Below are 22115 nucleotides of genomic sequence, written 5' to 3'. Positions count from 1 at the left end.
GCACAACAATACGAAGCGAGGAGACAACATCATGAAGAGAAGAACCTGGATCACCCTGGCGGCCGCGACGCTGGCCGTGTCCTTCACGGGCGCCGCCATCGCGCAAGCCAACTACCCCGACCGCCCGGTGCGCCTGATCGTGCCGTTTCCGCCGGGCGGCACCTCGGACGTGGTGGGCCGCATCTTCGCCGAGGCGCTGGGCAAGCAGCTGGGCCAGCCTGTCGTGGTGGAAAACCGGGGCGGCGCGGGCGGCACGGTGGGCACGCGCGCGGTGGCTTCCGCCGCGCCCGACGGCTACACGCTGCTGCTGGGCACGTCCAGCACCAACGGCACCAATTCCGCCGTGTACCAGAACCTGCCCTACGACGCGGTCAAAGACTTCACGCCGGTCACGCAGATCATCCGCGTGCCGGGCGTGATCGTCGTCAACAAGGACTTCCCGGCCAAGGACTACAAGCAGTTCTACGCGCTGGTCAAGGCGGCCCCGGGCAAGTATTCGTATGCCTCGTCCGGCAACGGCGGGGCCACGCACATGGCCATGGAGTACTACAAGTCGCTGTCGGGCCTGGACATGATGCACGTGCCGTATCGCGGCACGGGGCCCGCGCTGAACGATGTGATCGCCGGTCAGGTGCCCATCTTGTGGGACACCGCCGCCTCGTCCATGGCGCACATCCAGTCGGGCAACCTGCGCGCCATCGTGGTGGCGGCCAAGGCCCGCTTGCCGCAGTTGCCCGACGTGCCCACCTTCGCCGAAGTCGGCCTGCCGGACTACGACGCCGAAATGTGGAACGGCCTGCTGGCGCCCGCCGGCTTGCCCAAGGACGTGCTGGCCAAGCTGAATGACGCCTCGCGCAAGGCCTTGGCCGACCCCGACGTGCAGGCCAAGTACGCGGGCGTGGGCGCGTATGTGGTGGCGGACAAGCCCGACGCCTTCCGCGCGATGATCCAGGCGGACGTGGCCAAGTGGAAGAAGGTGGCCGACTTCGCCCATATCTCGGTGCAATGACATGGGCCAGCGCGTAAAGGACAAGGTGGCGCTGGTGTTTGGCGCGGGTTCGTCGGGGCCGGGCTGGGGTAATGGCAAGGCCGCCGCCGCGCTGTATGCGCGGGAAGGCGCGCGCGTCTATGCGGTGGACGTGCGCGCCGAAGCAGCCGACGAAACCCGGCGCGTCATCCAGGCTGAGGGCGGACATTGCCACGCGCTGGTGGCCGACGTGACACAGTCGGCGCAGATCCAGGCGGTGGTGGCGCGGGTGCTGGACGAGGCCGGCCGCATCGACATCCTGCACAACAATGTGGGCATCACCGAGATGGGCGACCCCATCGAGGCCAGCGAGGAAAGCTGGCACCGCGTGCTGGACACCAACCTGACCGGCGTGTTCCTGACCTGCAAGCATGTCTTGCCGGCCATGCTGGCGCAAGGCGGGGGCAGCATCATCAACATCTCGTCGCTGGCCTCGATCCAGGTCAACACCTATCCGTACACGTCCTACTACGCGGCCAAGGCGGGCTTGAATCATCTGACGCGCTCATTGGCGGTGCGCTACGCGCCGGAAGGCATTCGTGTGAATGCGGTGTTGCCGGGCGTGATCGACACGCCGCTGATCTACCAGCAGATCGCGGGCCAGTTCCAGGACGTCGAGGAAATGCGCCGCCGCCGCAACGCCGCCAGCCCGATGGGCCGCATGGGCGACGCCTGGGATGTGGCGCACGCCGCGCTGTTCCTGGCCAGCGACGAGGCCAAGTACATCACCGGCGTCTGCCTGCCGGTCGATGGCGGCAAGGCCTGCGCGGGGCGCTAGCGTCGATTCGCGGGGAGATGGTGCTGCGGACTTCCGGCCGTTGCGCTCCCGGATTGCGGTCCCCAGTTGCGCTCCCCGGTCGCGCTCCCGCGCGTCATCCGGACTGCGCTGCCCCCGCCATCACGCGCGCGGCAACAGATCCGCCGACAGTTCCGCCGCCGCGCGTTGCAGCGCGGCCACCACGTCATGCAGGCGCGCGCCGGACAGGCGCGAGCGGATTGCCGCCACGCTCAAGGCCGCCACCACGTGCTGTTCGCGGTCGAACACCGGCACGCCCACGCCCAGCATGTCCGGGATGATGCGTCCGGGGTTCAGCGCATAGCCTTGCTTGCGCGCGGCGGCGATGTCCTCGCGCAGCATGTCGGTCGAAGGCAGGTCGGGCGCGGTGGTGGCGTCATAGCGGGCCAGCACGCGGTCGATGTCCTCGTTGGGCAGGAACGCCAGCAGCGCAAGGCTGCCCGCGCCCACGCCCAGCGGCCGCCGGTGGCCCACTTCCAGGGTCAGGATCTTGATGGGAAAGTCGCCGGTTTTGCGGTCCACGCACACGGCTTCATGGCCGGAACGCACCGATAGAAAACTGGTGTCGCCCGTGGACTGCGCCAGGCGTAGCACCGCCGATTCCGCGATGGCCTTGATGCCATGCCGGCTTTCCGCCGCCAGGCCAAGAATGTAGGATTCGCGCCCCAGGCTGTAGGTCTTGAGCTTGGGGTTGAGCGTCAGGAAGCCCTCTTGCAGCAACGCCGATAGCATGCGGTGCGCGGTAGGCGGGGTCAGGCCGATGTCGCGCACGACATCGCTCAGGCCGACGCCGCGCGCGGGCGCGGCGCCGACGTATTTCAACAGGCGCAGCACGCGGAAGATGCTTTGCGCGCCCCCCACGGAGTCGGCGGCGCGCGGCGGGGCGGGCACGGAAGAACGCGCGGTGCTCATCGCGCGTTCAGTGCACCGTGGTGCCGTCGGGCGGTGTCTGGTTCAGCCCCAAGGCTGCTTCCCAACTGCGCAGCGGCACGCAGGTTTGCAGGCGGACGATAGCGCGCTCGATCAGGGCGGGGTGCAGTTCATGGCCGACGTGGCTGGCGATGTCGATGGTGGAATCGCCATGCAGGGTCTCAAGCCGCGCCTGGGCTGCCTGGATGTGGGACACGTTCATGACGGGGTCGTCGGCCCCGTGCAGCAGATGCAAGGTGGTGAATTGCGGCGCGGTCTTGGGCAATTGGGCATAGCGGCCAGAGAACGCGATGATGCGCCCGGCCATGCCGTCGTGCGCCTGCACCAATTCCAGCGCCATGATGGCGCCCTGCGAAAACCCGGCGATCGCCGTGTCCGATTGCAGCAGATTGAAGCGGGCCTGCGCCTGGCGCACATAGGCTTCCAGGGGCGGCATGGCCGCCGCCACGCGTTCGGGCCGATCTTCTTCCGTCACGCCGCGCACTGAAAACCATTGCCGCCCCGAGCCGCCGCCGTCAAAGGGCTCGAAGCCTTCGGGCACCAGCACCGCCGCCGCCGGAAACGCCGCGCGTACGGCCTGGGCCAATGGCCGCAGGTTATCGGGCGAGCCGCCCACGCCATGCAGCAGGATGAACAACTGGCGCACGTCGACGCCCGGTTCGGGAAGAAATTCAAGAGTATGGGTAGATGCCATGAAACTGCTCCGTGCTGGCCCGGGCCGCTGGACTGCGCCGCGAAGACCGCATTGTAAAATGCGCGGCTTTACCGTTGGCGGCTCCGGCGTTGACCGAACCTTGCCCACGCCTTGCCTGAATGCCGCCTTGGCGGCCACCTGACCCCCTGCAATGCAAATACAGAACACCGATTCCGGCGCCAAGCCTGCCAGCCGGAATCAGCTTCACCGCGTGCTCAAGGCGCGCCACCTGACGATGATAGCGCTGGGCGGAGCCATCGGCACCGGCCTGTTCGTGGCCTCGGGCGCGGCCATCGCGCAAGCCGGCCCGGGCGGCGCGCTGCTCGTCTACCTGGTGATCGGCCTGATGGTCTATTTCATCATGACCAGCCTGGGCGAACTGGCCACCTTCATGCCCGTGTCGGGCTCGTTCTGCACCTATGCGTCGCGCTATGTGGACCCGGGGTTCGGCTTTGCGCTGGGGTGGAATTTCTGGGTCAGCTGGGCCACGGTGGTCGCCGTGGACGTGGTGGCCGCCCAATTGGTCATGGCGTATTGGCTGCCGGACACGCCGGGCTGGATATGGAGCGTGGCCTTTTTGGCACTGACCTTCGGGCTGAACGCCTTTTCGGCGCGCAGCTTCGGCGAGGCCGAATACTGGTTCGCCATCATCAAGGTGGTGGCGGTGCTGTGCTTCATCGCCGTCGGGCTGGGCATGCTGGTGGGCATCATCCATGGCGGCGACCAGGTCGGGCTGGTGAACTGGACCATCGGCGAGGCGCCCTTCGTGGGCAACGCGGCCACCTGGGTGGGCGTGGCGATGGTGGTGGCCTATTCGTTCCAGGGCACCGAGCTGGTCGGCGTGGCCGCCGGCGAATCCGAAAACCCGCGCCGCAACGTGCCGCGCGCCATCAACAACGTGTTCTGGCGCATCCTGCTGTTCTACGTGCTGGCGATTCTGATCATCGGCCTGCTGCTGCCCTATACCGATCCGCAGTTGCTGCGCAACGAAGTCGAAGACATCGCGGTCAGCCCCTTCACGCTGGTGTTCGAGCATGCGGGGCTGCTGTCGGCCGCCACCGTGATGAACGCGGTGATCCTGACCTCGGTGCTGTCTGCCGGCAATTCGGGCATGTACGCGGCGACCCGCATGCTGTTCAACATGGCGGCCGAAGGCCAGGCCCCGGCGCTGTTCAAGCGGCTGACCGCCAACGGCGTGCCGCTGTATGCGCTGCTGGCCACCACGGCGCTGGCCTGCCTGTGCCTGTTCAGCGTGGTCTACAGCCCGAAGGCGGTCTATATCTGGCTGCTGAATTTTGCCGGCATGACGGAATTCATCGTCTGGTTGAGCATCGCGATCAGCCATTACCGGTTCCGCCAGGGTTACGTGCGGCACGGTTACGACACGGCCGACCTGCCCTACAAGGCCGGCCTGTTCCCGTTTGGGCCGCTGCTGGCCTTCGTGCTGTGCCTGGTGGTGACGTTGGGCCAGAACTACCAGGCCTTCTTGCAGGATCGCATCGACTGGATCGGGGTGATCTCCACCTATCTGGCCATTCCGCTCTTCCTGGCCTTGTGGATCGGGCATCGGGTGATGAAAAAGTCGCGCTGGGTGCGCTACGGCGACATGCGCTTCTACGGGCCGGACCTGGACCGGGGCTGACGCCGGCCGGGCTGACCGGCCGCGCCTCGCCGGCCGCGCCTAGCCGGCCGCGCCTGACCTGCCCGCCAAAGGGGGCTACAATACTGTATATTCATACAGTAATGATGACCCCTGAACGCATCCATCCCGCGTTGTGGCGCGCCACCCAGTTGGCCAAAGGCGCCGCGCGCAACCTGCCCACCGGGCACGCTTCGCTTTCCGCCGAGCTGCCGGACGGCGGCTGGCCGCTGGGATCCCTGATCGAACTGCTGACCCCGCATCCGGGCGTGGGCGAAATCCGCCTGCTGCGCCCGGCTCTAGCCCAGCTGGAAACGCGCCGCCCCATCGCGCTGGTCCAGCCCCCGCACGAACCCCACATCGCCAGCTGGATGAGCTGGCGGCTCGATCCCCGGCAATTGCTGTGGGTCGCGCCGCAAAAACCCGTCGACACCCTCTGGGCAACGGAACAGATCCTGAAAAACGGCAGTTGTGGCGCGCTGATCTGCTGGCTGCCGCACGTGCGTCCCGAATCGTTGCGCCGCCTGCATCTGGCGGCCCAGGCCAGCGACCTGCTGTTCATTGCCATCCGCCCGGCCAACGCCGCGCAGAACGCCACCCCTGCCCCCTTGCGGCTGGCGCTTGCGCCCGCGCCGGGCGGCTTGTCCGTCCATATTCTGAAGCGCCGGGGGCCTGTCTGCGACACCCCGCTGTACGTGGGCCTGGAGCCCGGCGCGCTTACCCCGTCTTCTCCCCGCCATGCGCCTCTGGATCGCCGCCTTCCTGCGCTGCCTGCCGCTGGACGTACTACGCCCGCACTGGCCGCATGAGGGGCACGCGTTCGCCGTCCTGGACCAGGAACGCGTTGCCGCCCTCACCCCCGCCGCCCGCCATGCCGGCGTCAAGCCGGGCATGCGCCGCGCCGGCGCGGCGGCCATCGCCCCGCAGGTCGAACTGCTGCCGCGCCAGCCGCAGGCCGAAACGGACGTCCTGCACGGCGCGGCGCTGGCGCTGCTGCAATACACCCCCGAAATCGCGTTGGGCGATGCCGATACCGTGCTCTTGAACGTCGGCGCCAGCCTGATGTTCTTCGGCGGCCCGCGCGCCCTCAGCCAGCGCATACGGGCCACGTTAAGGGCGCTGGATCTGCGCGTGTCGCTGGGCATGGCGCCCACCGCCCGGGGCGCGTGGCTGCTGGCGCATCGGGCCGGCCGCCGCATGCCCCGGCGCACCGTCACCCTGCCCACCCTCGCCCGCCGGCTGGACGCCCTGCCGCTGGCGCTGCTGCCGCAGGCCCAGGCCCGCCTGGACTGGCTGGGCGATATCGGCTGCCACACCCTGGCCGACCTGCGCGCCCTGCCGCGCGCCGGCCTGCAACGGCGCAGCACGCCCGATCTTCTGCAAGCGATGGACGCCGCCTATGGCCAGGCGCCCGAGCTCTATCGCTGGATCGAACCGCCCAACCAGTTTTCCCGACGCATCGAACTCATGGACTACGTCGAGCACACCGACGCCGTGCTGGCAGTGGCGCGCCGCCTGGCCGAACAGTTGGGCGGATGGCTCACCGCGCGGCAACTGGCGGTCCGGCGCGTGGTGCTCAGCCTCGAACACGAGCGCGGCCGCCATGCCCGCCCACCCACCGAACTGGAACTGGCGCTGGCGCAACCGGTCTGGCAGGCGCCGCAAATCCTGCACCTGCTGCGCGAAAAGCTGAACCACGTCACGCTCGAGGCCCCCGTCATCGCCGTATCGCTGCTGGCGCCCGACACCGTGGAACAACCCGCCGTCAGCACCACCTTGTTTCCCGAACCCGGGGGTACGGCGGCCGACCACGCCCGGCTGCTGGATCTGCTGGTGGCCCGGCTGGGCCGCGATCAGGTGCGCCACGCCCAGCCCACCCCCGACCACCGCCCCGAAGCCGCCAATTCCTGGGGCGATGCGCTGGCCGCGCCGCGCCCGCCCGCGCCTCTGCCGCCCTTGCTGGACCGCCCCTTCTGGCTGTTGAAAACGCCCCTGGCCTTGAAGCTGTCGGGCCACCGCCCCCAATACGGCGGCCAGCCGCTGCGGCTGGTGCGCGGGCCGGAACGCATCGAAAGCGGCTGGTGGGACCCGGCCCTGACCGTGCGCGATTACTTTGTCGCCGAAGACGCGGCGTCGGCGCGCTACTGGATCTACCGCGAGCGCGACGCGGAGCACGCGCGCTGGTTCCTGCACGGCCTGTACGCCTGAAGGCTGCGCCATGGACGAGGATCCCTACGACGCGACTGACCCGTCCGACCCGCCGGCGACGCTGCCCGGCTATGCCGAGCTGCAATGCCAGTCGAACTTTTCATTCCTGCAAGGCGCCTCGCATCCCGAAGAGCTGGTCGCGCGCGCGGCGGAGCTGGGCTACGCCGCGCTGGCGCTGACCGACGAATGCTCGCTGGCCGGCGTGGTGCGCGCCCACACTGAGGCCAAGACCCAGAAGCTGCCGCTCCTCATCGGCGCGACGTTCCAGCTGCGGGCCGCGCCCGACGCCGCCCCGCTGGGCCTGACCCTGCTGGCGCAAACCCGCGAAGGCTACGGCAATCTGTCCGAACTCATCACGCTGGCCCGCACCCGCGCGCCCAAGGGCGAATACCGTCTGGCCCCCGACGACCTGACGCATCCGCCCAAGGGCTATGCGCACCTGGCCCAGGTGCCGGAATGCCTGGCCATCCTGACGCCCGCCTACGGCACCGACGCCGACCGGCTGGCCGAGCAGGCGCGCTGGCTGGCGCGCGTGTTTCCCAACCGGGCCTGGGTCGGACTGAACCTGCTGTACCGCTCGCGCGATGACCAGCATCGCGCCGCCGTCGAACACGCCGCGCGCCAGGCCCAGTTGCCCATCGTGGCGGTGGGCCAGGTGCAGATGCACGTGCGGTCGCGCAAGCCTTTGCACGACACGCTGACCGGCATCCGCACGCGCCAGCCCGTGGCCCGGTGCGGCTATGAACTCTCTGAAAACGCCGAGCAGCATCTGCGCACCCGCATGCGCCTGGCCAATCTCTACCCGCCCGAAGCGCTGGCCCAGACCCTGGTGGTGGCGCGCCGCTGCGCGTTTTCGCTGGACGAGCTGCACTATGAATATCCCGACGAAATCGTGCCCGCCGGCCATACGCCCGCCACCTATCTGCGCCAGGAAACGCTGGCCGGCGCCGCCCGCCGCTTTCCCGCCGGCGTCCCGGAAAATGTGGCCGGGCAGATCGAAAAGGAACTCGACCTGATCGGCGAGCTGCGCTACGAAGCCTATTTCCTGACCGTCTACGACATCGTGCAGTACGCGCGCAGCCAGGGCATTCTGTGCCAGGGCCGGGGGTCCGCCGCCAACTCCGCCGTCTGCTATTGCCTGGGCATCACGGCGGTCGATCCCGCCCGGGGCAACAACCTGTTTGAACGTTTCATCAGCAAGGAGCGCAACGAACCACCCGACATAGACGTGGATTTCGAACATCAGCGCCGCGAAGAAGTCATCCAATACATCTACGACAAATACGGACGCGACCGCGCCGCGCTCACCGCCGTGGTCATTTCGTACCGGCCGCGCAGCGTGCTGCGAGACACCGGCAGCGCGCTGGGCGTGGACCTGGGCGTCATCGACGCGGTGGCGCGCGCGCATCAGTGGTGGGACGGCAAAAAAGAGATGCTGCGCACCTTGGGCGCATGCGGGCTGGACCCAGAATCGCGCGTGGCGCGGCAATGGGCGTCGCTGGCGCAAACCATGATGGGGTTCCCGCGCCACCTGTCCCAACATCCGGGCGGCTTCGTGATTTCACGCGGCAAGCTGTCGCGGCTGGTGCCCATCGAGAACGCCGCCATGCAGGACCGCAGCGTCGTGCAATGGGACAAGGACGACCTGGACGCGCTGAAACTGCTGAAAGTGGACGTGCTGGCGCTGGGCATGCTGTCGGCGCTGCGCCGCACCCTGGAGCTGGCCGGAGAGCGCCGTGGCCAGCCGCTGGCCTTGCAGGACATCCCCGAAGGCGACACCGCCACCTACGACATGATCTGCGATGCCGACACGGTCGGCGTGTTCCAGATCGAATCGCGCGCGCAGATGACAATGCTGCCCCGGCTGCGCCCGCGCAAATACTACGACCTGGTGGTGCAGGTGGCCATCGTGCGCCCCGGCCCGATCCAGGGCGGCATGGTCCACCCCTACCTGCGCCGGCGCCAGGGCAAGGAAGACGAAACCTATCCCAGCGAAAAGGTGCGCGGCGTACTCAGCCGCACCATGGGTGTGCCCATCTTCCAAGAGCAGGTGATGCAGATCGCCGTGGTGGCCGCCGGCTTCACCCCTGGCGAGGCCGACCAGTTGCGCCGATCCATGGCCGCCTGGAAGCGCAAGGGCGGCGTGGACAAATTCCGCATCAAGCTGGTGGGCGGCCTGCTTGCCCACGGCTACAAGCTGGAATTTGCCGAAGCGCTGTTCCGGCAGGTAGAGGGCTTTGGCGAATACGGCTTTCCCGAAAGCCACGCCGCCAGCTTCGCCCTGCTGGCGTACTTCAGTTCCTGGCTCAAGCGGCACGAGCCCGAAGCCTTTCTGGCCGCCCTGCTCAATTCCCAGCCCATGGGTTTCTACGCCCCCGCGCAACTGGTGCAGGACGCCCGCCGCCACGGCGTCTGCGTGCTGCCCGCCGACGTCACCGTCAGCGGCTGGGAATCCGCGCTGGAAAACCTGCCCGCCGATCATCCCGGCGCCCAGCGCCGCGCCCGCCCCCATTCGCCGCCCGCCGATACGCCGCGCCCGGCCGTGCGGCTGGGCCTGGGCCTGCTGCAAGGCATGCGTGAGGACGCCGCCCGGCGTATCGAAGCGGCCCGCGCGCAGGCCCCCTTCACCGACACCGGCGACCTGGCCCGGCGCGCCGCGCTGAACCGCCACGACCTGAACGCGCTGGCCGCCGGCGATGCGTTGCGCACGCTGGCCGGCCACCGCCGCCAGGCCAGTTGGGAAGCGGCCGCCAGCGTGCACAGCCGCGACCTGCTGCGCGACGCCGCCATCGTCGACACGCAGGCCCCCCGCTTGTCGGCCCCTTCCGAGAGCCAGACCGTGGCTGCCGACTACCGCAGCCTGGGGCTGACGCTGCACAGCCACCCGGTCGCATTGCTGCGCCCGCAACTGGCCGCGCGCAACTTCCAGCCGGCCGAAGTTCTCAACACCTACCCCGACAAGCGCGTGGCGCGCGCTTGCGGCATCGTCACCGTGCGCCAACGGCCGCAAACCTCCAAGGGCGTGATCTTCGTGACGCTGGAAGACGAAACCGGCCCCGTCAACGTGGTCGTGCGCCCGGAACTGATCGAGCGCCAACGCCGCGAACTGCTGGGCGCCTCGCTGCTGGGGGTCTACGGCGCCTGGCAGAGCGTGGACGGCATCCGCCACCTGATCGCGCAGCGCCTGGTCGACCTGTCCGAGCTGCTGGGCGGGCTGGCGGCGCACAGCCGAAATTTCCATTGATAACAGTTACTTGCTACCGCGCCAGGCAGGCTCGTCTACCCCGCATCGCCCCCCGGCCAAGCCGGAATCCCGGCGCCCGCCGATCCCTGATTACAGCGCGCCACGGCTGGTCTATCATGGCTTTTTCGTCGAGTAGTTGTAAGGAGCTTTACATGATCCGCAAGCTGATCCCTTTCCTCCTGATTGCCAGTTTGACCGCATGCGCCAACACCGGAACGTCATCGTCCGGCGCGTCGGCGGCGTCCAGCTCCTCCAGCGCTTCTTCCTCGTCGGGCGCCACCAGCACGTCAGGCGGTTCCTCCGTCGGCGGATCATCCTACGGCGGCTCGACTTCCGGCTCGGCCATGCCGGGCTACGGCAGCAAGACCTGCGATGCGGCGGCGCTGCAATCGCAGATCGGCCAGAAAGCCACCACCTCCACCGTCGAAGAGCTGCGCACCCGCAGCGGCAGCACCACCGCCCGCGTGCTGCGCCCCGGCCAACTCGTCACCATGGAATACAACGCCACCCGCCTGAACCTGATCGTCGATGACAAAGATGTCATGACCGCGATCCGCTGCGGCTGATCCTGCCCTGCACCCGCCGCCGGACGCGCTAGGCGCCGTCCGGCAAGGCGGCAGGCGGAACATGGGGCAGGAACGCCCCCGCCACCTCGAACGCGCATTCTTCGCGCGCAATATCGATCACTCGCGACACGATCGGGTTGACGATATTTTTCTTGTGCACCGCGTAGTAATTGATCGTAGGCAGATCCGGCTGCACGTTCAGCCGACACAGCGCGCCGCGCTCGACCAGCGGCGCGAAGTACGCGCCCGGCAGATAGCTGATGCCCAGCCCCAGCATCGTCAGCTGCGCCATCATCCCCAGGCTGTTGCAGGTCAGCACCCGCTTGACGGGCAGGCCCTGTTCGGCGAACCAGGCGTCGTACAGGTGCGACAGCGCGGAATTGGTCGGCTGCGAAATCACCGGATACGGCGCCAGGTCCTGCGGCGTCAGGCGCGCCTGCAAATCGATGTCCAGCGCCGGGCTCGCCATCCAGACGTTGGTGACCGCGCCCAGATGCACGCAATCGTATTGATAGCTCCAGAACGGTCCCGGCATGATGGCCAGATCCAGCTGGTCCTGTTCCAGCCGTTCATACAGCGTGATGCCGCCGTCGATCTCGGGCATCAGTTGCACGCGCGGATAACGCAGGCTGATCTGATTGATCAGCCGCGCCAACCAGGTCATGCCGACCAGTTCCGTCACCCCCAGCCGCAGCACGCCTTCGAAGCTGGCCGGATCGGCCATGTTCTGCACGATGCGGCTGTTCAGGTCCAGCATTTCGCGCGCCAGTTCGAACAGCTTGCGGCCTTGCGGCGTCATCAGCAGTTTCTTGGCGCGGCGCTCGAACAGGGGCGAGCCCGCGAAGGCTTCCAGTTCGGCCACCCGCTTGGCCACCGCCGATTGGGTGGTATGCAGTTTGCGGGACGATGCGCTGAAGCTGCCGAGTTCGGAGCTCCAGTAAAAAGCCTCTAGCTGTTTAAGGGTGTACATCGCGGCGGTCGATGCGAAACGCATGGGAAACCCTCACATTACCATCGCCGCCACGGCCCTAGCCGCGCGGATGCAGGATGTCGGCCAGGAAGCGCTGCGCGCGCGGATGCGAGGGCGCGCTGAAGAAGCGCTCTGGCGTATCCACTTCAAGGATCTCGCCGCCATCCATGAAGACGACCCGGTCGCAGACGTCGCGCGCAAACCCCATTTCGTGGGTCACGCACACCATCGTCATGCCGTCCTTAGCCAGGCCCTTCATCACCTGCAACACCTCGCCGACCATTTCCGGGTCCAGCGCGCTGGTCGGCTCGTCGAACAGCATCACGGGCGGCTGCAAGGCCAGCGCGCGTGCAATCGCCACGCGCTGCTGCTGCCCGCCCGAGAGCGAGCCGGGATAGGCGTCGATCTTGTTCAGCAGGCCGACCCGCTCAAGCAAAGCCTGCGCCATTTCCACCGCCTGCTTGCGCGGCTGCTTGCGGATGTTGACGGGCGCGAAGATCACGTTTTCCAGCACGCTCATGTGCGGAAACAGATTGAACTGCTGGAACACGAAACCGATCTTCTGACGCAACACGTTCAGGTTGGCGCCCTTTTGGTAGATATCGTCCCCATCGATCAGGATGCGGCCTTTTTCGATGGGCTCCAGCCGGTTCACCGTGCGGATCATCGTGGACTTTCCCGACCCCGACGGCCCGCACACCACCAGCACTTCGCCGCGCGCCACCGACAGGTCCACGTCCCGCAGCACATGGTGCGCGCCGTACCACTTGTTCACTTTTTCAAGCTTGATCATGATTCTTTCCGTTAAGCCATGGCGCGCGAGCGGCGGATACGCAGGTCCAGCCAGCTCAAGCCGCGGCTCAGGCTGAAGCACACCAGGAAATAGATGATGGCCAGGATGCCGAACACTTGCAGCGGCTGGGTCAGCACCAGGTTGTTGATCTGATTGGCGGCAAACGTCAGCTCGTTGACGCTGATGACATAGCCCAGCGACGTTTCCTTGATCGTGGACACGAACTGGCTGGTCATGCTGGGCAGCACGTTGAACAGCGCCTGCGGCAGCACCACCTTGCGCATCGTCGTCCAATAGCCCACGCCCAATGAGCGCGACGCTTCGATCTGGCCTCGCGGCACCGCTTCGATGCCCGAACGGATCACTTCCGACAGGTAGGCGCTTTCATAGACCACCAGCGCGAAGATCAGGGTCCAGAAACCGCTGATCACCTGGCCCGTCAGCTTGGGCACGACGAAGTACGCCCAGAAGATCAGCATCAGCAGCGGCATGCCGCGCACGACGTTGACCAGCGCCTTGCTGGCCACGCGCAGCCAGCCGAACGGACTGACGCGCGCCAAGGCGATCAGCAGGGCCAGCGGCATCGACATCAACAGGCCCAGCGCCGCCAGGATCAGCGTCAGCGCCAGCCCGCCCAAAGGCCCGTTGGGGTATTGGCCGACCAGCAGCGTCGGCCAGTATTGCATCAGCAGGTCAAGCACCGTGGCCTCCGCGATTCAGACGATAATGGGCGTAGATGCGCGATCCCACCGCCATGATCAGGAACGATCCCAGCAGGTACATGATCGTCGCCGCGCCGAAGGTGGCGAAGGTGCGATAGGTTTCGTTCTCGATTTCGCGGGCCTGGTAGGTCAGCTCCATCACGCCGATGGCCATCGCCACGCTGGTGTTCTTGAACAGCAGCAAGGCGCGGCCCACCAGCGGCGGAATGGAAATGCGCAGCGCCTGCGGCACGATCACGTAGCGCATGCATTGCAGGTAGCTGGCGCCCAGCGCTCGCGCCGCCTCGAACTGCGTCCACGGAATGGCGCGCAGCCCGCTGCGGATGTCTTCGGCGATGTACGCGGCCGACCCCAGCGCCAGCGCAATCGCCGCCAGCGACATTTCGGCGTTGTGATCGTAGAGCCAAAGGCGCAGCCCTTCGGGCAGCAGCTCGGGCATGCCGAAATACCAGAACAGCACCTGTACCAGAAGCGGCACGTTGCGGTGGTATTCGACATACGCGTCCACCACCCAGCGGCATGGCGCCAGGTTGGTGGCGCGCACCACCACCAGCGTCACCGCGATGGCGAAGGCCATGACCCATGCAACCAGGAACAGTTGCACGGTGACCACCATGCCGCTGAACAGCAGCTGGTATTGGGAAGCGTCTAACAGACTCATAAAGCGTCGGCCCTGGGCGTTAGCGCGGCCATCAGCCGGCGATGGGGCCGATCTTGAAACCGCGCTCCAGCTTGTAAGGCGTGGTGGGGCCGAACCATTTGTCGAACAGCTTGGCGGCCGCGCCCGAGCTTTCGGCCTCGTCCAGCGCCTGGTTCACGGTTTGCAGCATGCGCGGTTCGGACTTGCGCACGCCCAGGCCCCAGGGTTCGTCGAACACCGATTTGGCGATCACGCTGACCGGCGCGGTGGGCGGGCTTTGCAACACCAGGCGCACCAGCACCAGCTCGGAGGCAAACTGCGCGTCCACCTTCTTCTGCTGCAAGGCCAGATACGTGGCCGAGCTGTCGCCATAGCCAATCACCTGCGACTTGTTCAGGATGCGCTTGATCTCGCGTTCCGAGCTGGAACCCTTGGTGGCGCCGATGCGGCGGCCGTTCAGCGCTTCAATGGTGTCCAGGCCCGAGTCCTTGCGCACCAGCAGCTTTTGCGGGCTGACGTAATACGCATGGCTGAACGCGATCTGCTCGGCGCGATCCGGCGAATAGCCCAGGTTGGCGGCCAGGATGTCCACGCGCCCTTCGTTCAACTCCGGAACGCGCGCGGCCACCGACAGCAGCTTGTAGTTGATCTTCACGCCCAGCTTGTCGGCGACGAGCTTGCACACATCCACGTCATAACCCACCAGCTGGCGCGTCGCGCCGTCCTGGAAGCTGAACGGCTGCGAGGTGCCCAGCGTGCCGCAGATGAGTTCGCCGCGCGCCTTGATGTCATCGACTTGATCCGCTTGCGCGGCGGCGCCCAGCGCCAGCGTGGCCAGGCCCAGGCAGGCCGCGAAGTAAGTGTGGCGTTTCATGGTTGATTCCCCTTGTGTGTTGTGTGGTGGTCTGACGGTCTTGCAGCGTGGCCGTGGCTCAAGCGAGCTTGGCGCAGGCCTCGCGGATAGCGGAACATCCTTGCCGGATATCGTCCAGCGACGCGGCGAACGATAGGCGGAACGTGCCCGGCGCGCCATAGGCGTGGCCATCGATCACGGCCACGCCGGCCTCGCGCAGCAAATAATGCGTAAGGTCAGTGTCGGTGGCGATCAGCTCGCCCGCTGGCGTCTTCTTGCCCAGCAGGCCGGAACAGTCCGGAAACACGTAGAACGCGCCTTGCGGCACGACGATGGTCAGCCCCGGCGTGCCCGACAACTCGGCCACGGCCAGGTCGCGGCGCGCCTTGAACACCTGCGCGAATTCGGCCACGCAATCCTGCGGGCCGGACAGCGCCTCCAGCGCCGCTGCCTGGCTGACCGACGAGGCGCCCGACGTGCTTTGCGATTGCAGGATGGCCATCGCCTTGATCAGTTCGTCGGGGCCGGCCCCGTAGCCGATGCGCCAGCCCGTCATGGCATACGCCTTGGACACGCCATTGACGACCAGCGTGCGTTCGGCCAGCGCCGGCGCCACCTGCAACGGATGCACCGTCGGCTCGCCCGTGAAGTTCAGGCGCGCGTAGATGTCGTCCGTCATCAGCCAGACGTGCGGATGGCGCAGCAGCACATCGGTCAAGCCGCGCAATTCCTCGGCGCTATAGACCGAGCCCGTGGGATTGCTGGGCGCGTTCATCATCAGCCACTTGGTGCGCGGCGTGATGGCGGCTTCCAGCGCTTCGGGCGTGACCTTGTAGTCGGTGTCGGGCGAAGTCTTTACCGCGACAGGCGTCCCGCCGTTGACCAGCACCATGTCCGGGTACGACACCCAGAACGGCGCGGGGATCAACACTTCGTCGCCCTCGTTGAGCGTGGCGGCCAGGCCATTGAAGATCACCTGCTTGGCGCCCGTGCTGACGATGATTTGCGCCACGGGATAGTCCACCCCCGTCGCCTCTTGCAGCTGGGCGCGGGCGGCGCGGCGCAGGGCCACGGTGCCTTGCGCGGGCGGGTACTTGGTTTCGCCGCGGTTCATCGCGGCGGTGGCTGCCTGGCGGATATGTTCGGGCGTGGAAAAATCCGGCTCGCCGATCGTCAGGTCGATGATGCGGCGGCCTTGTTCGCGCAGTTCGGCGATGATGGCGCGCGCGGCGACGCTGGGCGACAGCTTGATGCGCTTGATGCGCTCGGCAATGATGCTCATTTGGCGCCCCCGGTCTTCTCGGCGATGGCCTTTTCCAGCCAGGGCTTCGTGTAGGTGCCGGCGCGCAGCTTCTGCTTGGCCACGGCTTCGTCGGCTTCCTTCTTTTGCGCCAGCGCCAGCACGGCGGCGGCATGCTCGGCGGGTATCACCACCACGCCATCGGCATCGCCCACGACCACGTCGCCCGGCTGTACGACCTGCCCGCCGACGGAGACCGCCACATTGATTTCGCCGGGGCCATCCTTGTAAGGCCCCTTGTGCGACACGGCGCGCGCGAAGCAGCCGAATTCGCCTTGCGCGAACACGTCCACATCGCGCACCGCGCCGTCGATCACGAAGCCCGCGATGCCGCGCGCCTGCGCGTCCATCATCATCAGTTCGCCCACCAGCGCATTGCTGGCATCGCCGGCGCCATCGACCACGATGACGTCGCCCGCCGCGCCCATCGAAATTGCCTGATGGATCAACAGGTTGTCGCCCGGGCGGGTCTTGACGGTAAGCGCCAGGCCGACCATGCGGCGGGTGCCGCCGTGCATGGGGCGCAGGCCCACCACGCCGTACAGGCGGTTCATGCAGTCGCTGATCTGGGCCGAGCCCAGTTCGGCAAAGCCAGCCAGCACGTCGGCGGCCACAGCCGATGCCGGCCGGGGAAGAATGCGAAATCCGATGGGAGTCATAAGAAAGTCGAGGGGGGTGGATGCGTCGAGCGATTAAGCGAATACGCATTACAAGGCCCCGCCGGCCTTTCCTCAAAACGATATAAATTCCCGCCGAATCAGGAATTTTTTTCCTACATCTTCCCGTTCAGGGTTATCCCTTATTCGTGATCGACCCGTTTCAATCGTCGCCGCCGCTCTGGCCGCTGCGGGCTTCCGACAGCGCGATGGTCAGGTTCACGACCTTTTTCTTGAGCTGGTCGCGCTCTTCGGTCACCCGCGCCAGCACGCCGCGCAGGCGCGCGACTTCGGCCGGCAGGTCGGCGATGTGTTCGATGGGCACCTCGGGCGGTGCTTCGCGCGGCGGCGGCGCTTTGGCCAGACGCACTTCGCGCGCGGCCTGTTGCAGTTCCTTCTTGCCACCGGCCACGGCGGCTGCCTGCCGCTCGGGCGGCAACGAAGCCACCGCCGCCGCTGCGTTGATCGAAATTGCGCCCTCTTTCACCGCGCGCACCAGTTCCGGGGCGGCGGCCTTCTGGATCTTTTCGATCTGGCCCAGCGTATTGCTGCTGATGCGGGCGGCGCGCGCCAGCGCCTGACGGCTGGGCACGGGCGGCGTCCATGACATGTTGGGGGGCAGGCGCGGCGCGCCATCTTCGGCGGGCGCGTCTTCGTCCCAGGGCGGCGAACCATCGGCCGGCTCGGCTTGCGGCGGCGCGGCGGCCTCGGGCGGCGTGCGCGCCAGCAGGATTTCCTTTTTGCGCAGCGCCAGCACGCCGCGCTGGAAGTCCGACACGCTGCGCCGGCCCAGGTGGTTTTCGATCATCCACAGATGCACGTCTTCCATCGACTTGAACGTGGTGTTCTGGCGCGTCTGGAATTCGATGCCGTGCTTCTTGCACAGGGCGTAGCGGTTGTGGCCGTCCACCAGCAGGTCGCCCCACAGCACCAGCGCGTCGCGGCAGCCTTCGGCCAGCAGGCTGCGTTCCAGCGCCTCGTGCTCGTCTTCGGTCAAAGGGTCTATATAGGCGCGCAGGCCCTCGTCTATCCTGATTTCCATGGTGTCCAATTCGTTAATCTTGCAGGCCAGGCGCTAGGTCAGCCCCTGGCCGCGCAGCAGATCCTGGATGGCCGCCAGCCGCGCCACGGGGTCCGTCAGACCCAGCAGCCTGGCCTTGTCGTCGGGCGGCAGCGGCAGCAGCTCGCACCAGCGGTCAGCCACCCAGCCGCTGTCGTCCAGCCGGAAAGGCGGCGCCAGCGGCATGCGTTCCGACGGCACGCCCTCTTGCTGCCACTGCGCCACCAGCCGGCCCAACGCATCGGCGCTGGGCTGCATGGATGCCGGCACGGGCGTGGGCGGGTCGTCGGCGATGGGCTCGGTCTGGCCCATCCAAAGGCCGTATTTTGCCACCTCGCTGGACAGCAGCCGGAACCGGCTGCCGCCGATACAGCGCACTTGCAGCAAGGCGGGCATCGGCGCTTCCCATGAGACGACGCGCGCCAGCGTGCCCACGGGCGCCAGCGTCTCGACGCCTTCGGGCGTGCGCACTTCGCTGCCCGCCAGCAATCCCACCACGCCGAACTCGCTGCCGTCCGCGATGCAGCGGCGGATCATATCCAGATAACGCACCTCGAAGATGCGCAGGTGCAGCACGCCGGCGGGAAACAGCGCGTTGGACAGGGGGAACAGCGGAATCAGCGCCATGGCCGGCTCCTATGTGATGTCGAAGGCGGCGTCCACCGGCACCTGCATGGCCGTCACCAGCGCGTTGGTCTGCACCGCCATGCCGATGACCGACAGCAGTTCGGCATGCTGGCCGTCCGTCATGCCTTTGGCGCGGGCAGCCGCCGTATGGGAATGCACGCAGTACGAGCAGCCATTGGCGGTGGACACGGCAATGTAGATCATCTCGCGCACCAGCGGGGGCAACTCGCCTTCAGCCATCATGACCTGCTTGAGCTGCGTCCACACGCGTTGCAGCTGGGGCGGATCATTGGCCAGGGCGCGCCAGAAATTGTTCACGAAATCCGACTTGCGCGTGGCGCGGATATCCTCGAACACCGCCCAGGCGTCGGGGCGTGCGCGGACCTCGTCGTCAGTCAGCAGTTTGACCGTGCTCATGTCGCTATTCCTCTGTATCGCGTCGTATCGACCCGGCATCGTCCTCGAACGGCTACAGTGCGTAAGTCGCCGGGCCGTTGGGTTTTCGCGGGTCGGGCCTTCCATCATAGTGCGACGGCGTCATGCAGAGCCGTCCGCCTTCGACCACGGAACCATCATGCCCCAGCTATCCGCCTATCTCAGCTTTGACGGCAATTGCGCCGACGCCATGCATTTTTACGAACGCGTGCTGGGGGGCCGCATCGAAGCGCTGATCCTCTATGCCGACGCGCCGCCAGACGCCGGCATGCCCGCCCTGTCCCCCGAAGACATGCAGCGCGTCATGTATGCCCGCCTGGCATTGGACGAACAGACGTTGCTGGGCAGCGATGCCACCTCGGGCCACCCCTATCCCGGCAAGAACGGCATGGCGCTGGCGCTGGTCTACCCCACGGTGTCCGACGCCCAACGCGTATTCGACCAACTGACCGAGGGCGGCAGCATCACGATGCCGCTGCAAAAGACATTCTGGGCCGAAGCATACGGCGCGCTGCTGGACCGCTTCGGCACCCGCTGGATGGTCAGCGGCGGCAGGATGACCCACTAAGCCCCCGGCCCGTCTTTATTAAGCAGCCGGCCCGTCTTTAACAAGATTTGCAATCGGGCGGCGGCCCTTGCGGTACGCTGGCAACGCGCCTTTACACAGGAAGCGTCCGCCATGACTTTTCTCGCCAGCGCCACGCTGCTTCGCCGCCGGGACGGCCACGAAGCCCGCGTCACCTACGTCGAACTGTTCTTCGATCTGGTCTACGTCTTCGCCGTCACCCAACTCTCGCACAGCCTTCTGCATGACCTGACCCTGATGGGCGCGGTGCATGCGCTGGTGCTGTGGTTCGCCGTCTGGCTCGGCTGGCAGTACACCTGTTGGGTCACCAATTGGTTCGACCCCGACGCGCTGGCGATGCGGATCATGCTGTTCGCGGTAATGCTGGTAGGCCTTGTCGCCGCCGCCGTGCTGCCCGATGCCTTCGGCGCGAACGGCCTGATCTTCGCCATCTGCTATGCGCTGATCCAGGTCGGGCGCACCGTGTTCATCGTGCTGCACCTGGGGCCGCACCACGCGCTGTCGGCCAACTTTCGCCGCATGCTGGGATGGCTTTGCGTGTCGGCCGTGTTGTGGATAGCGGGCGGGCTCGCTTCGGGCGATGCGCGGCTGGCGCTGTGGATCGCCGCCGTGGCCTGCGAATACGTCTCGCCGATGATCGGCTTTCGTCTGCCGGGCATGGGCCGTTCATACACCACCGACTGGACCATCGAAGGCGGTCACATCGCCGAACGCTGCCAGCTGTTCGTCATCGTCGCGCTGGGCGAAACGCTGCTGATCACGGGCGCGACCCTGGGCGATCGCGGCCAGTGGGACACGCCCACCCTGATCGCGCTGCTGGCCGCGTTCCTGGGCACGGCGGCGATGTGGTGGGTGTACTTCGACACCAGCAGCAAGGACGGCAGCCACGCCATCGAGCACGCGTCCGACCCCGGCCGCATGGGCGCGCGCTTTCACTACGTGCATGTGATCCTGATCGCGGGCGTCATCGTGTCGGCGGTGGCCAATGAGCTGGTCATCCAGCACCCTGATGGCCGCATCGCCACGCCCGCGCTGGCCGCGCTGTTGTGCGGGCCGGCCCTGTACCTGCTGGGCAATGGCATCTACAAGAGCGTCGTGTACCTGCGCTTTCCGCTGTCGCACGTGGCGGGTCTGATCCTGCTGGCGGCGCTGGCGCCCGTGGCTTACGTCACCGACAACCTGATGGTGGGCGGCCTGACCACGATAGTGATGATCGTCGTGGCCGTCTGGGAAAGCGTGTCACGGCGCGGCGCGGCCCGCGCGGCCGCCACGCTGTAGGCCTGCATCCCTTTGCCGTGCAGCCGGCGCGGCATGGATCGCGCCTACTGTCGCCGCAAGGCGCCGATCACGCGCCCGGCCGATGCAGCGCCAGCACGTCGTGCAGCGACTGCGCCGCCCGTTGCAGCACCGGCACGGCGCGTATCAGATCATCCAGCATGACGCGGGCCGTCGGCGCGTGGCAGGCCACGGCCGCCACCACGCGGTCCTCCGCGTCTTTCACCGGCACCGCCACCGCGCTCATGCCGCGCACGAATTCTTCGTTGTCGATGCCGATGCCGCGCGCGGCCAGCCGTTCCAGTTCTTCTTCCAGTTGCGCCGGGTCGGTCAAAGTGCGCGGCGTGTTGCGCGTCAACGGCAAGCGCGCCAGCACGCGGCCGCGTTCCAGCCGGTTCATCGACGCCAGGAACAGCTTGCCGCTGGCGGTGCAATGCATCGGCACATGGCTGCCCACCGCGAAGAACAGGCGCAAGGGCTCCGACGTTTCCACACGCTCCATATAGACGACGCGGTCACCGTCGGGCGCGGTCAGGTTGCAGGTTTCGCCCAGCGTACCCACCAGTTGCGCCAGCACCGCGCGGCAGGCGCGCGTGAATGCGGACGCGCGCAATGTCGCCAGCGCCAGCGACGTGGCCTGCGGTCCCGGCACGTAGCCTTGTTCAGTCGGCGTGGCGGCGACGAAGCCGGCGCGCTGCATGGCGGCCAGCAAACGCATCAAGGTGGTCTTGGGCATGTCCAGCCGCTGCGCCAGTTGCGCCAGCGTGGGCGGATGCTGGGCGCGCGCCAGGTGATCCAGCACGATCAGCGCGCGTAGCGAACGCGCGGCCTCTTGCTGTTGCGCGGCCGCTGGCGGCTCGGGCACCGATGCTGCACTGCGATTTTGAAACCGAAGTTGCATGTTCCGTTCCGTTTGTCCGCCCCCACGCGTGTTGTGCTTTGTTCTGCGCGCCTGCTTCCTAGAATCGCCTCAGATGCCAACCGGTCGCGCAACGGCAGCCGGACGGGATCCGAACCAGTATATAAGTGCGCCCCGCTGCGACAAGCAGGGAAAACACGCCGTCACGCCCGCATGAAACCCGGGCGTATGGCGA

At 67.1% G+C, this 22115-nt stretch carries 22 protein-coding genes; 9 read left to right on the top strand and 13 right to left on the bottom strand.

All coding sequences use genetic code 11. From position 1 onward, the window contains the following. Positions 1–31 precede the first annotated feature (31 nt). Both API01S_RS04165 and API01S_RS04160 read left to right on the top strand, forming a co-directional pair. On the top strand, positions 32–1009 hold the full coding sequence (locus tag API01S_RS04165) for a Bug family tripartite tricarboxylate transporter substrate binding protein (protein ID WP_061303300.1): 978 nt from the start codon (positions 32–34) through the stop codon (positions 1007–1009). 1 nt (position 1010) lies between these two features. After that, entirely contained in the window at positions 1011–1805 is a 795-nt protein-coding gene (locus API01S_RS04160; protein ID WP_061303298.1) for an SDR family NAD(P)-dependent oxidoreductase, read from the top strand. Positions 1806–1925: 120 nt separating this feature from the next. On the opposite strand, the gene API01S_RS04155 is transcribed toward API01S_RS04160, so the two are convergent. Further along, a complete protein-coding gene (locus tag API01S_RS04155) occupies positions 1926–2735 on the bottom strand; it encodes an IclR family transcriptional regulator (protein WP_006219810.1) in 810 nt (269 codons plus the stop codon). 7 nt (positions 2736–2742) lie between these two features. Further along, positions 2743–3447 carry an esterase gene (gene ypfH / locus API01S_RS04150; RefSeq protein WP_006219811.1) on the bottom strand — a complete coding sequence of 235 codons (705 nt, stop codon included), beginning with the start codon at positions 3445–3447 and terminating at the stop codon, positions 2743–2745. Positions 3448–3598: 151 nt separating this feature from the next. On the opposite strand from ypfH, the gene API01S_RS04145 reads away from it, so the two are divergent. The 5 genes from API01S_RS04145 to API01S_RS04125 all read left to right on the top strand — a co-directional run bounded on the left by API01S_RS04145 (position 3599) and on the right by API01S_RS04125 (position 11104). Further along, on the top strand, positions 3599–5089 hold the full coding sequence (locus tag API01S_RS04145) for an amino acid permease (protein WP_061303296.1): 1491 nt from the start codon (positions 3599–3601) through the stop codon (positions 5087–5089). Between the two features lie 101 nt (positions 5090–5190). Then, a complete protein-coding gene (imuA, locus tag API01S_RS04140; protein ID WP_050730337.1) occupies positions 5191–5895 on the top strand; it encodes a translesion DNA synthesis-associated protein ImuA in 705 nt (234 codons plus the stop codon). Beyond that, on the top strand, positions 5825–7294 hold the full coding sequence (locus API01S_RS04135; RefSeq protein ID WP_061303294.1) for a Y-family DNA polymerase: 1470 nt from the start codon (positions 5825–5827) through the stop codon (positions 7292–7294). The genes imuA and API01S_RS04135 overlap by 71 nt, the downstream gene beginning before the upstream one ends. Positions 7295–7304: 10 nt before the next feature. Further along, on the top strand, positions 7305–10538 hold the full coding sequence (locus API01S_RS04130) for an error-prone DNA polymerase (protein ID WP_061303293.1): 3234 nt from the start codon (positions 7305–7307) through the stop codon (positions 10536–10538). A gap of 152 nt (positions 10539–10690) precedes the next feature. Continuing rightward, positions 10691–11104: an I78 family peptidase inhibitor gene (locus API01S_RS04125; RefSeq protein WP_061303290.1), complete on the top strand. Its 414-nt coding sequence runs from the start codon at positions 10691–10693 to the stop codon at positions 11102–11104. 28 nt (positions 11105–11132) lie between these two features. On the opposite strand, the gene API01S_RS04120 is transcribed toward API01S_RS04125, so the two are convergent. The 10 genes from API01S_RS04120 to API01S_RS04075 form a co-directional block, all read right to left on the bottom strand. After that, the gene (locus API01S_RS04120; RefSeq protein WP_006219820.1) at positions 11133–12098 is read right to left on the bottom strand and encodes a LysR family transcriptional regulator; all 966 of its coding nucleotides are present in this window, start codon (positions 12096–12098) and stop codon (positions 11133–11135) included. A 34-nt stretch (positions 12099–12132) separates the two neighbouring features. After that, on the bottom strand, positions 12133–12867 hold the full coding sequence (locus tag API01S_RS04115) for an amino acid ABC transporter ATP-binding protein (protein WP_006219821.1): 735 nt from the start codon (positions 12865–12867) through the stop codon (positions 12133–12135). Positions 12868–12878: 11 nt separating this feature from the next. Further along, positions 12879–13568, bottom strand: coding sequence for an amino acid ABC transporter permease (locus tag API01S_RS04110; protein WP_006219822.1), 690 nt, complete (start codon positions 13566–13568; stop codon positions 12879–12881). Continuing rightward, complete coding sequence (locus API01S_RS04105) at positions 13561–14250, bottom strand: amino acid ABC transporter permease (protein WP_061303288.1); 690 nt, start codon at positions 14248–14250, stop codon at positions 13561–13563. Before API01S_RS04105 ends, API01S_RS04110 begins: the two co-directional genes overlap by 8 nt. A 31-nt stretch (positions 14251–14281) precedes the next feature. After that, on the bottom strand, positions 14282–15103 hold the full coding sequence (locus API01S_RS04100) for an ABC transporter substrate-binding protein (protein WP_050730342.1): 822 nt from the start codon (positions 15101–15103) through the stop codon (positions 14282–14284). A gap of 58 nt (positions 15104–15161) precedes the next feature. Continuing rightward, positions 15162–16364, bottom strand: a complete 1203-nt coding sequence (locus API01S_RS04095; RefSeq protein ID WP_061303286.1) for an aminotransferase class I/II-fold pyridoxal phosphate-dependent enzyme — start codon at positions 16362–16364, stop codon at positions 15162–15164. Next, positions 16361–17041, bottom strand: a complete 681-nt coding sequence (locus API01S_RS04090; protein WP_061303284.1) for an RraA family protein — start codon at positions 17039–17041, stop codon at positions 16361–16363. Before API01S_RS04090 ends, API01S_RS04095 begins: the two co-directional genes overlap by 4 nt. Before the next feature lie 160 nt (positions 17042–17201). Next, positions 17202–18080, bottom strand: a complete 879-nt coding sequence (locus tag API01S_RS04085; protein ID WP_006219827.1) for a ParB N-terminal domain-containing protein — start codon at positions 18078–18080, stop codon at positions 17202–17204. A 33-nt stretch (positions 18081–18113) separates the two neighbouring features. Further along, positions 18114–18725, bottom strand: coding sequence for an LON peptidase substrate-binding domain-containing protein (locus tag API01S_RS04080; RefSeq protein ID WP_061303283.1), 612 nt, complete (start codon positions 18723–18725; stop codon positions 18114–18116). Between the two features lie 9 nt (positions 18726–18734). Continuing rightward, positions 18735–19142 (bottom strand): carboxymuconolactone decarboxylase family protein, encoded by a 408-nt coding sequence (locus API01S_RS04075; RefSeq protein ID WP_061303281.1) that lies wholly within the window; start codon positions 19140–19142, stop codon positions 18735–18737. A 157-nt stretch (positions 19143–19299) separates the two neighbouring features. Here API01S_RS04075 and API01S_RS04070 point away from each other — a divergent pair, with 157 nt between their 5' ends. Then, positions 19300–19728 (top strand): VOC family protein, encoded by a 429-nt coding sequence (locus API01S_RS04070; protein WP_061303279.1) that lies wholly within the window; start codon positions 19300–19302, stop codon positions 19726–19728. Between the two features lie 111 nt (positions 19729–19839). After that, positions 19840–21024 (top strand): low temperature requirement protein A, encoded by a 1185-nt coding sequence (locus API01S_RS04065; protein WP_061303277.1) that lies wholly within the window; start codon positions 19840–19842, stop codon positions 21022–21024. A 67-nt stretch (positions 21025–21091) separates the two neighbouring features. On the opposite strand, the gene API01S_RS04060 is transcribed toward API01S_RS04065, so the two are convergent. Continuing rightward, positions 21092–21922, bottom strand: a complete 831-nt coding sequence (locus API01S_RS04060; RefSeq protein WP_061303274.1) for an IclR family transcriptional regulator — start codon at positions 21920–21922, stop codon at positions 21092–21094. Positions 21923–22115 lie beyond the last annotated feature (193 nt).

The organism is Achromobacter piechaudii NBRC 102461, assembly GCF_001571245.1.
Classification (GTDB): domain Bacteria; phylum Pseudomonadota; class Gammaproteobacteria; order Burkholderiales; family Burkholderiaceae_B; genus Achromobacter; species Achromobacter piechaudii.
This window is presented reverse-complemented; position numbering and strand designations above follow the sequence as displayed.

Excerpts from the sequence above, each read along its gene's own strand:
- API01S_RS04165 (WP_061303300.1), top strand. The coding sequence starts at position 32 with ATGAAGAGAAGAACCTGGATCACCCTGGCGGCCGCGACGCTGGCCGTG.
- API01S_RS04160 (WP_061303298.1), top strand. The coding sequence starts at position 1,011 with ATGGGCCAGCGCGTAAAGGACAAGGTGGCGCTGGTGTTTGGCGCGGGT.
- API01S_RS04155 (WP_006219810.1), bottom strand. The coding sequence starts at position 2,735 with ATGAGCACCGCGCGTTCTTCCGTGCCCGCCCCGCCGCGCGCCGCCGAC.
- ypfH (WP_006219811.1), bottom strand. The coding sequence starts at position 3,447 with ATGGCATCTACCCATACTCTTGAATTTCTTCCCGAACCGGGCGTCGAC.
- API01S_RS04145 (WP_061303296.1), top strand. The coding sequence starts at position 3,599 with ATGCAAATACAGAACACCGATTCCGGCGCCAAGCCTGCCAGCCGGAAT.
- imuA (WP_050730337.1), top strand. The coding sequence starts at position 5,191 with ATGATGACCCCTGAACGCATCCATCCCGCGTTGTGGCGCGCCACCCAG.
- API01S_RS04135 (WP_061303294.1), top strand. The coding sequence starts at position 5,825 with ATGCGCCTCTGGATCGCCGCCTTCCTGCGCTGCCTGCCGCTGGACGTA.
- API01S_RS04130 (WP_061303293.1), top strand. The coding sequence starts at position 7,305 with ATGGACGAGGATCCCTACGACGCGACTGACCCGTCCGACCCGCCGGCG.
- API01S_RS04125 (WP_061303290.1), top strand. The coding sequence starts at position 10,691 with ATGATCCGCAAGCTGATCCCTTTCCTCCTGATTGCCAGTTTGACCGCA.
- API01S_RS04120 (WP_006219820.1), bottom strand. The coding sequence starts at position 12,098 with ATGCGTTTCGCATCGACCGCCGCGATGTACACCCTTAAACAGCTAGAG.
- API01S_RS04115 (WP_006219821.1), bottom strand. The coding sequence starts at position 12,867 with ATGATCAAGCTTGAAAAAGTGAACAAGTGGTACGGCGCGCACCATGTG.
- API01S_RS04105 (WP_061303288.1), bottom strand. The coding sequence starts at position 14,250 with ATGAGTCTGTTAGACGCTTCCCAATACCAGCTGCTGTTCAGCGGCATG.
- API01S_RS04100 (WP_050730342.1), bottom strand. The coding sequence starts at position 15,103 with ATGAAACGCCACACTTACTTCGCGGCCTGCCTGGGCCTGGCCACGCTG.
- API01S_RS04095 (WP_061303286.1), bottom strand. The coding sequence starts at position 16,364 with ATGAGCATCATTGCCGAGCGCATCAAGCGCATCAAGCTGTCGCCCAGC.
- API01S_RS04090 (WP_061303284.1), bottom strand. The coding sequence starts at position 17,041 with ATGACTCCCATCGGATTTCGCATTCTTCCCCGGCCGGCATCGGCTGTG.
- API01S_RS04085 (WP_006219827.1), bottom strand. The coding sequence starts at position 18,080 with ATGGAAATCAGGATAGACGAGGGCCTGCGCGCCTATATAGACCCTTTG.
- API01S_RS04080 (WP_061303283.1), bottom strand. The coding sequence starts at position 18,725 with ATGGCGCTGATTCCGCTGTTCCCCCTGTCCAACGCGCTGTTTCCCGCC.
- API01S_RS04075 (WP_061303281.1), bottom strand. The coding sequence starts at position 19,142 with ATGAGCACGGTCAAACTGCTGACTGACGACGAGGTCCGCGCACGCCCC.
- API01S_RS04070 (WP_061303279.1), top strand. The coding sequence starts at position 19,300 with ATGCCCCAGCTATCCGCCTATCTCAGCTTTGACGGCAATTGCGCCGAC.
- API01S_RS04065 (WP_061303277.1), top strand. The coding sequence starts at position 19,840 with ATGACTTTTCTCGCCAGCGCCACGCTGCTTCGCCGCCGGGACGGCCAC.
- API01S_RS04060 (WP_061303274.1), bottom strand. The coding sequence starts at position 21,922 with ATGCAACTTCGGTTTCAAAATCGCAGTGCAGCATCGGTGCCCGAGCCG.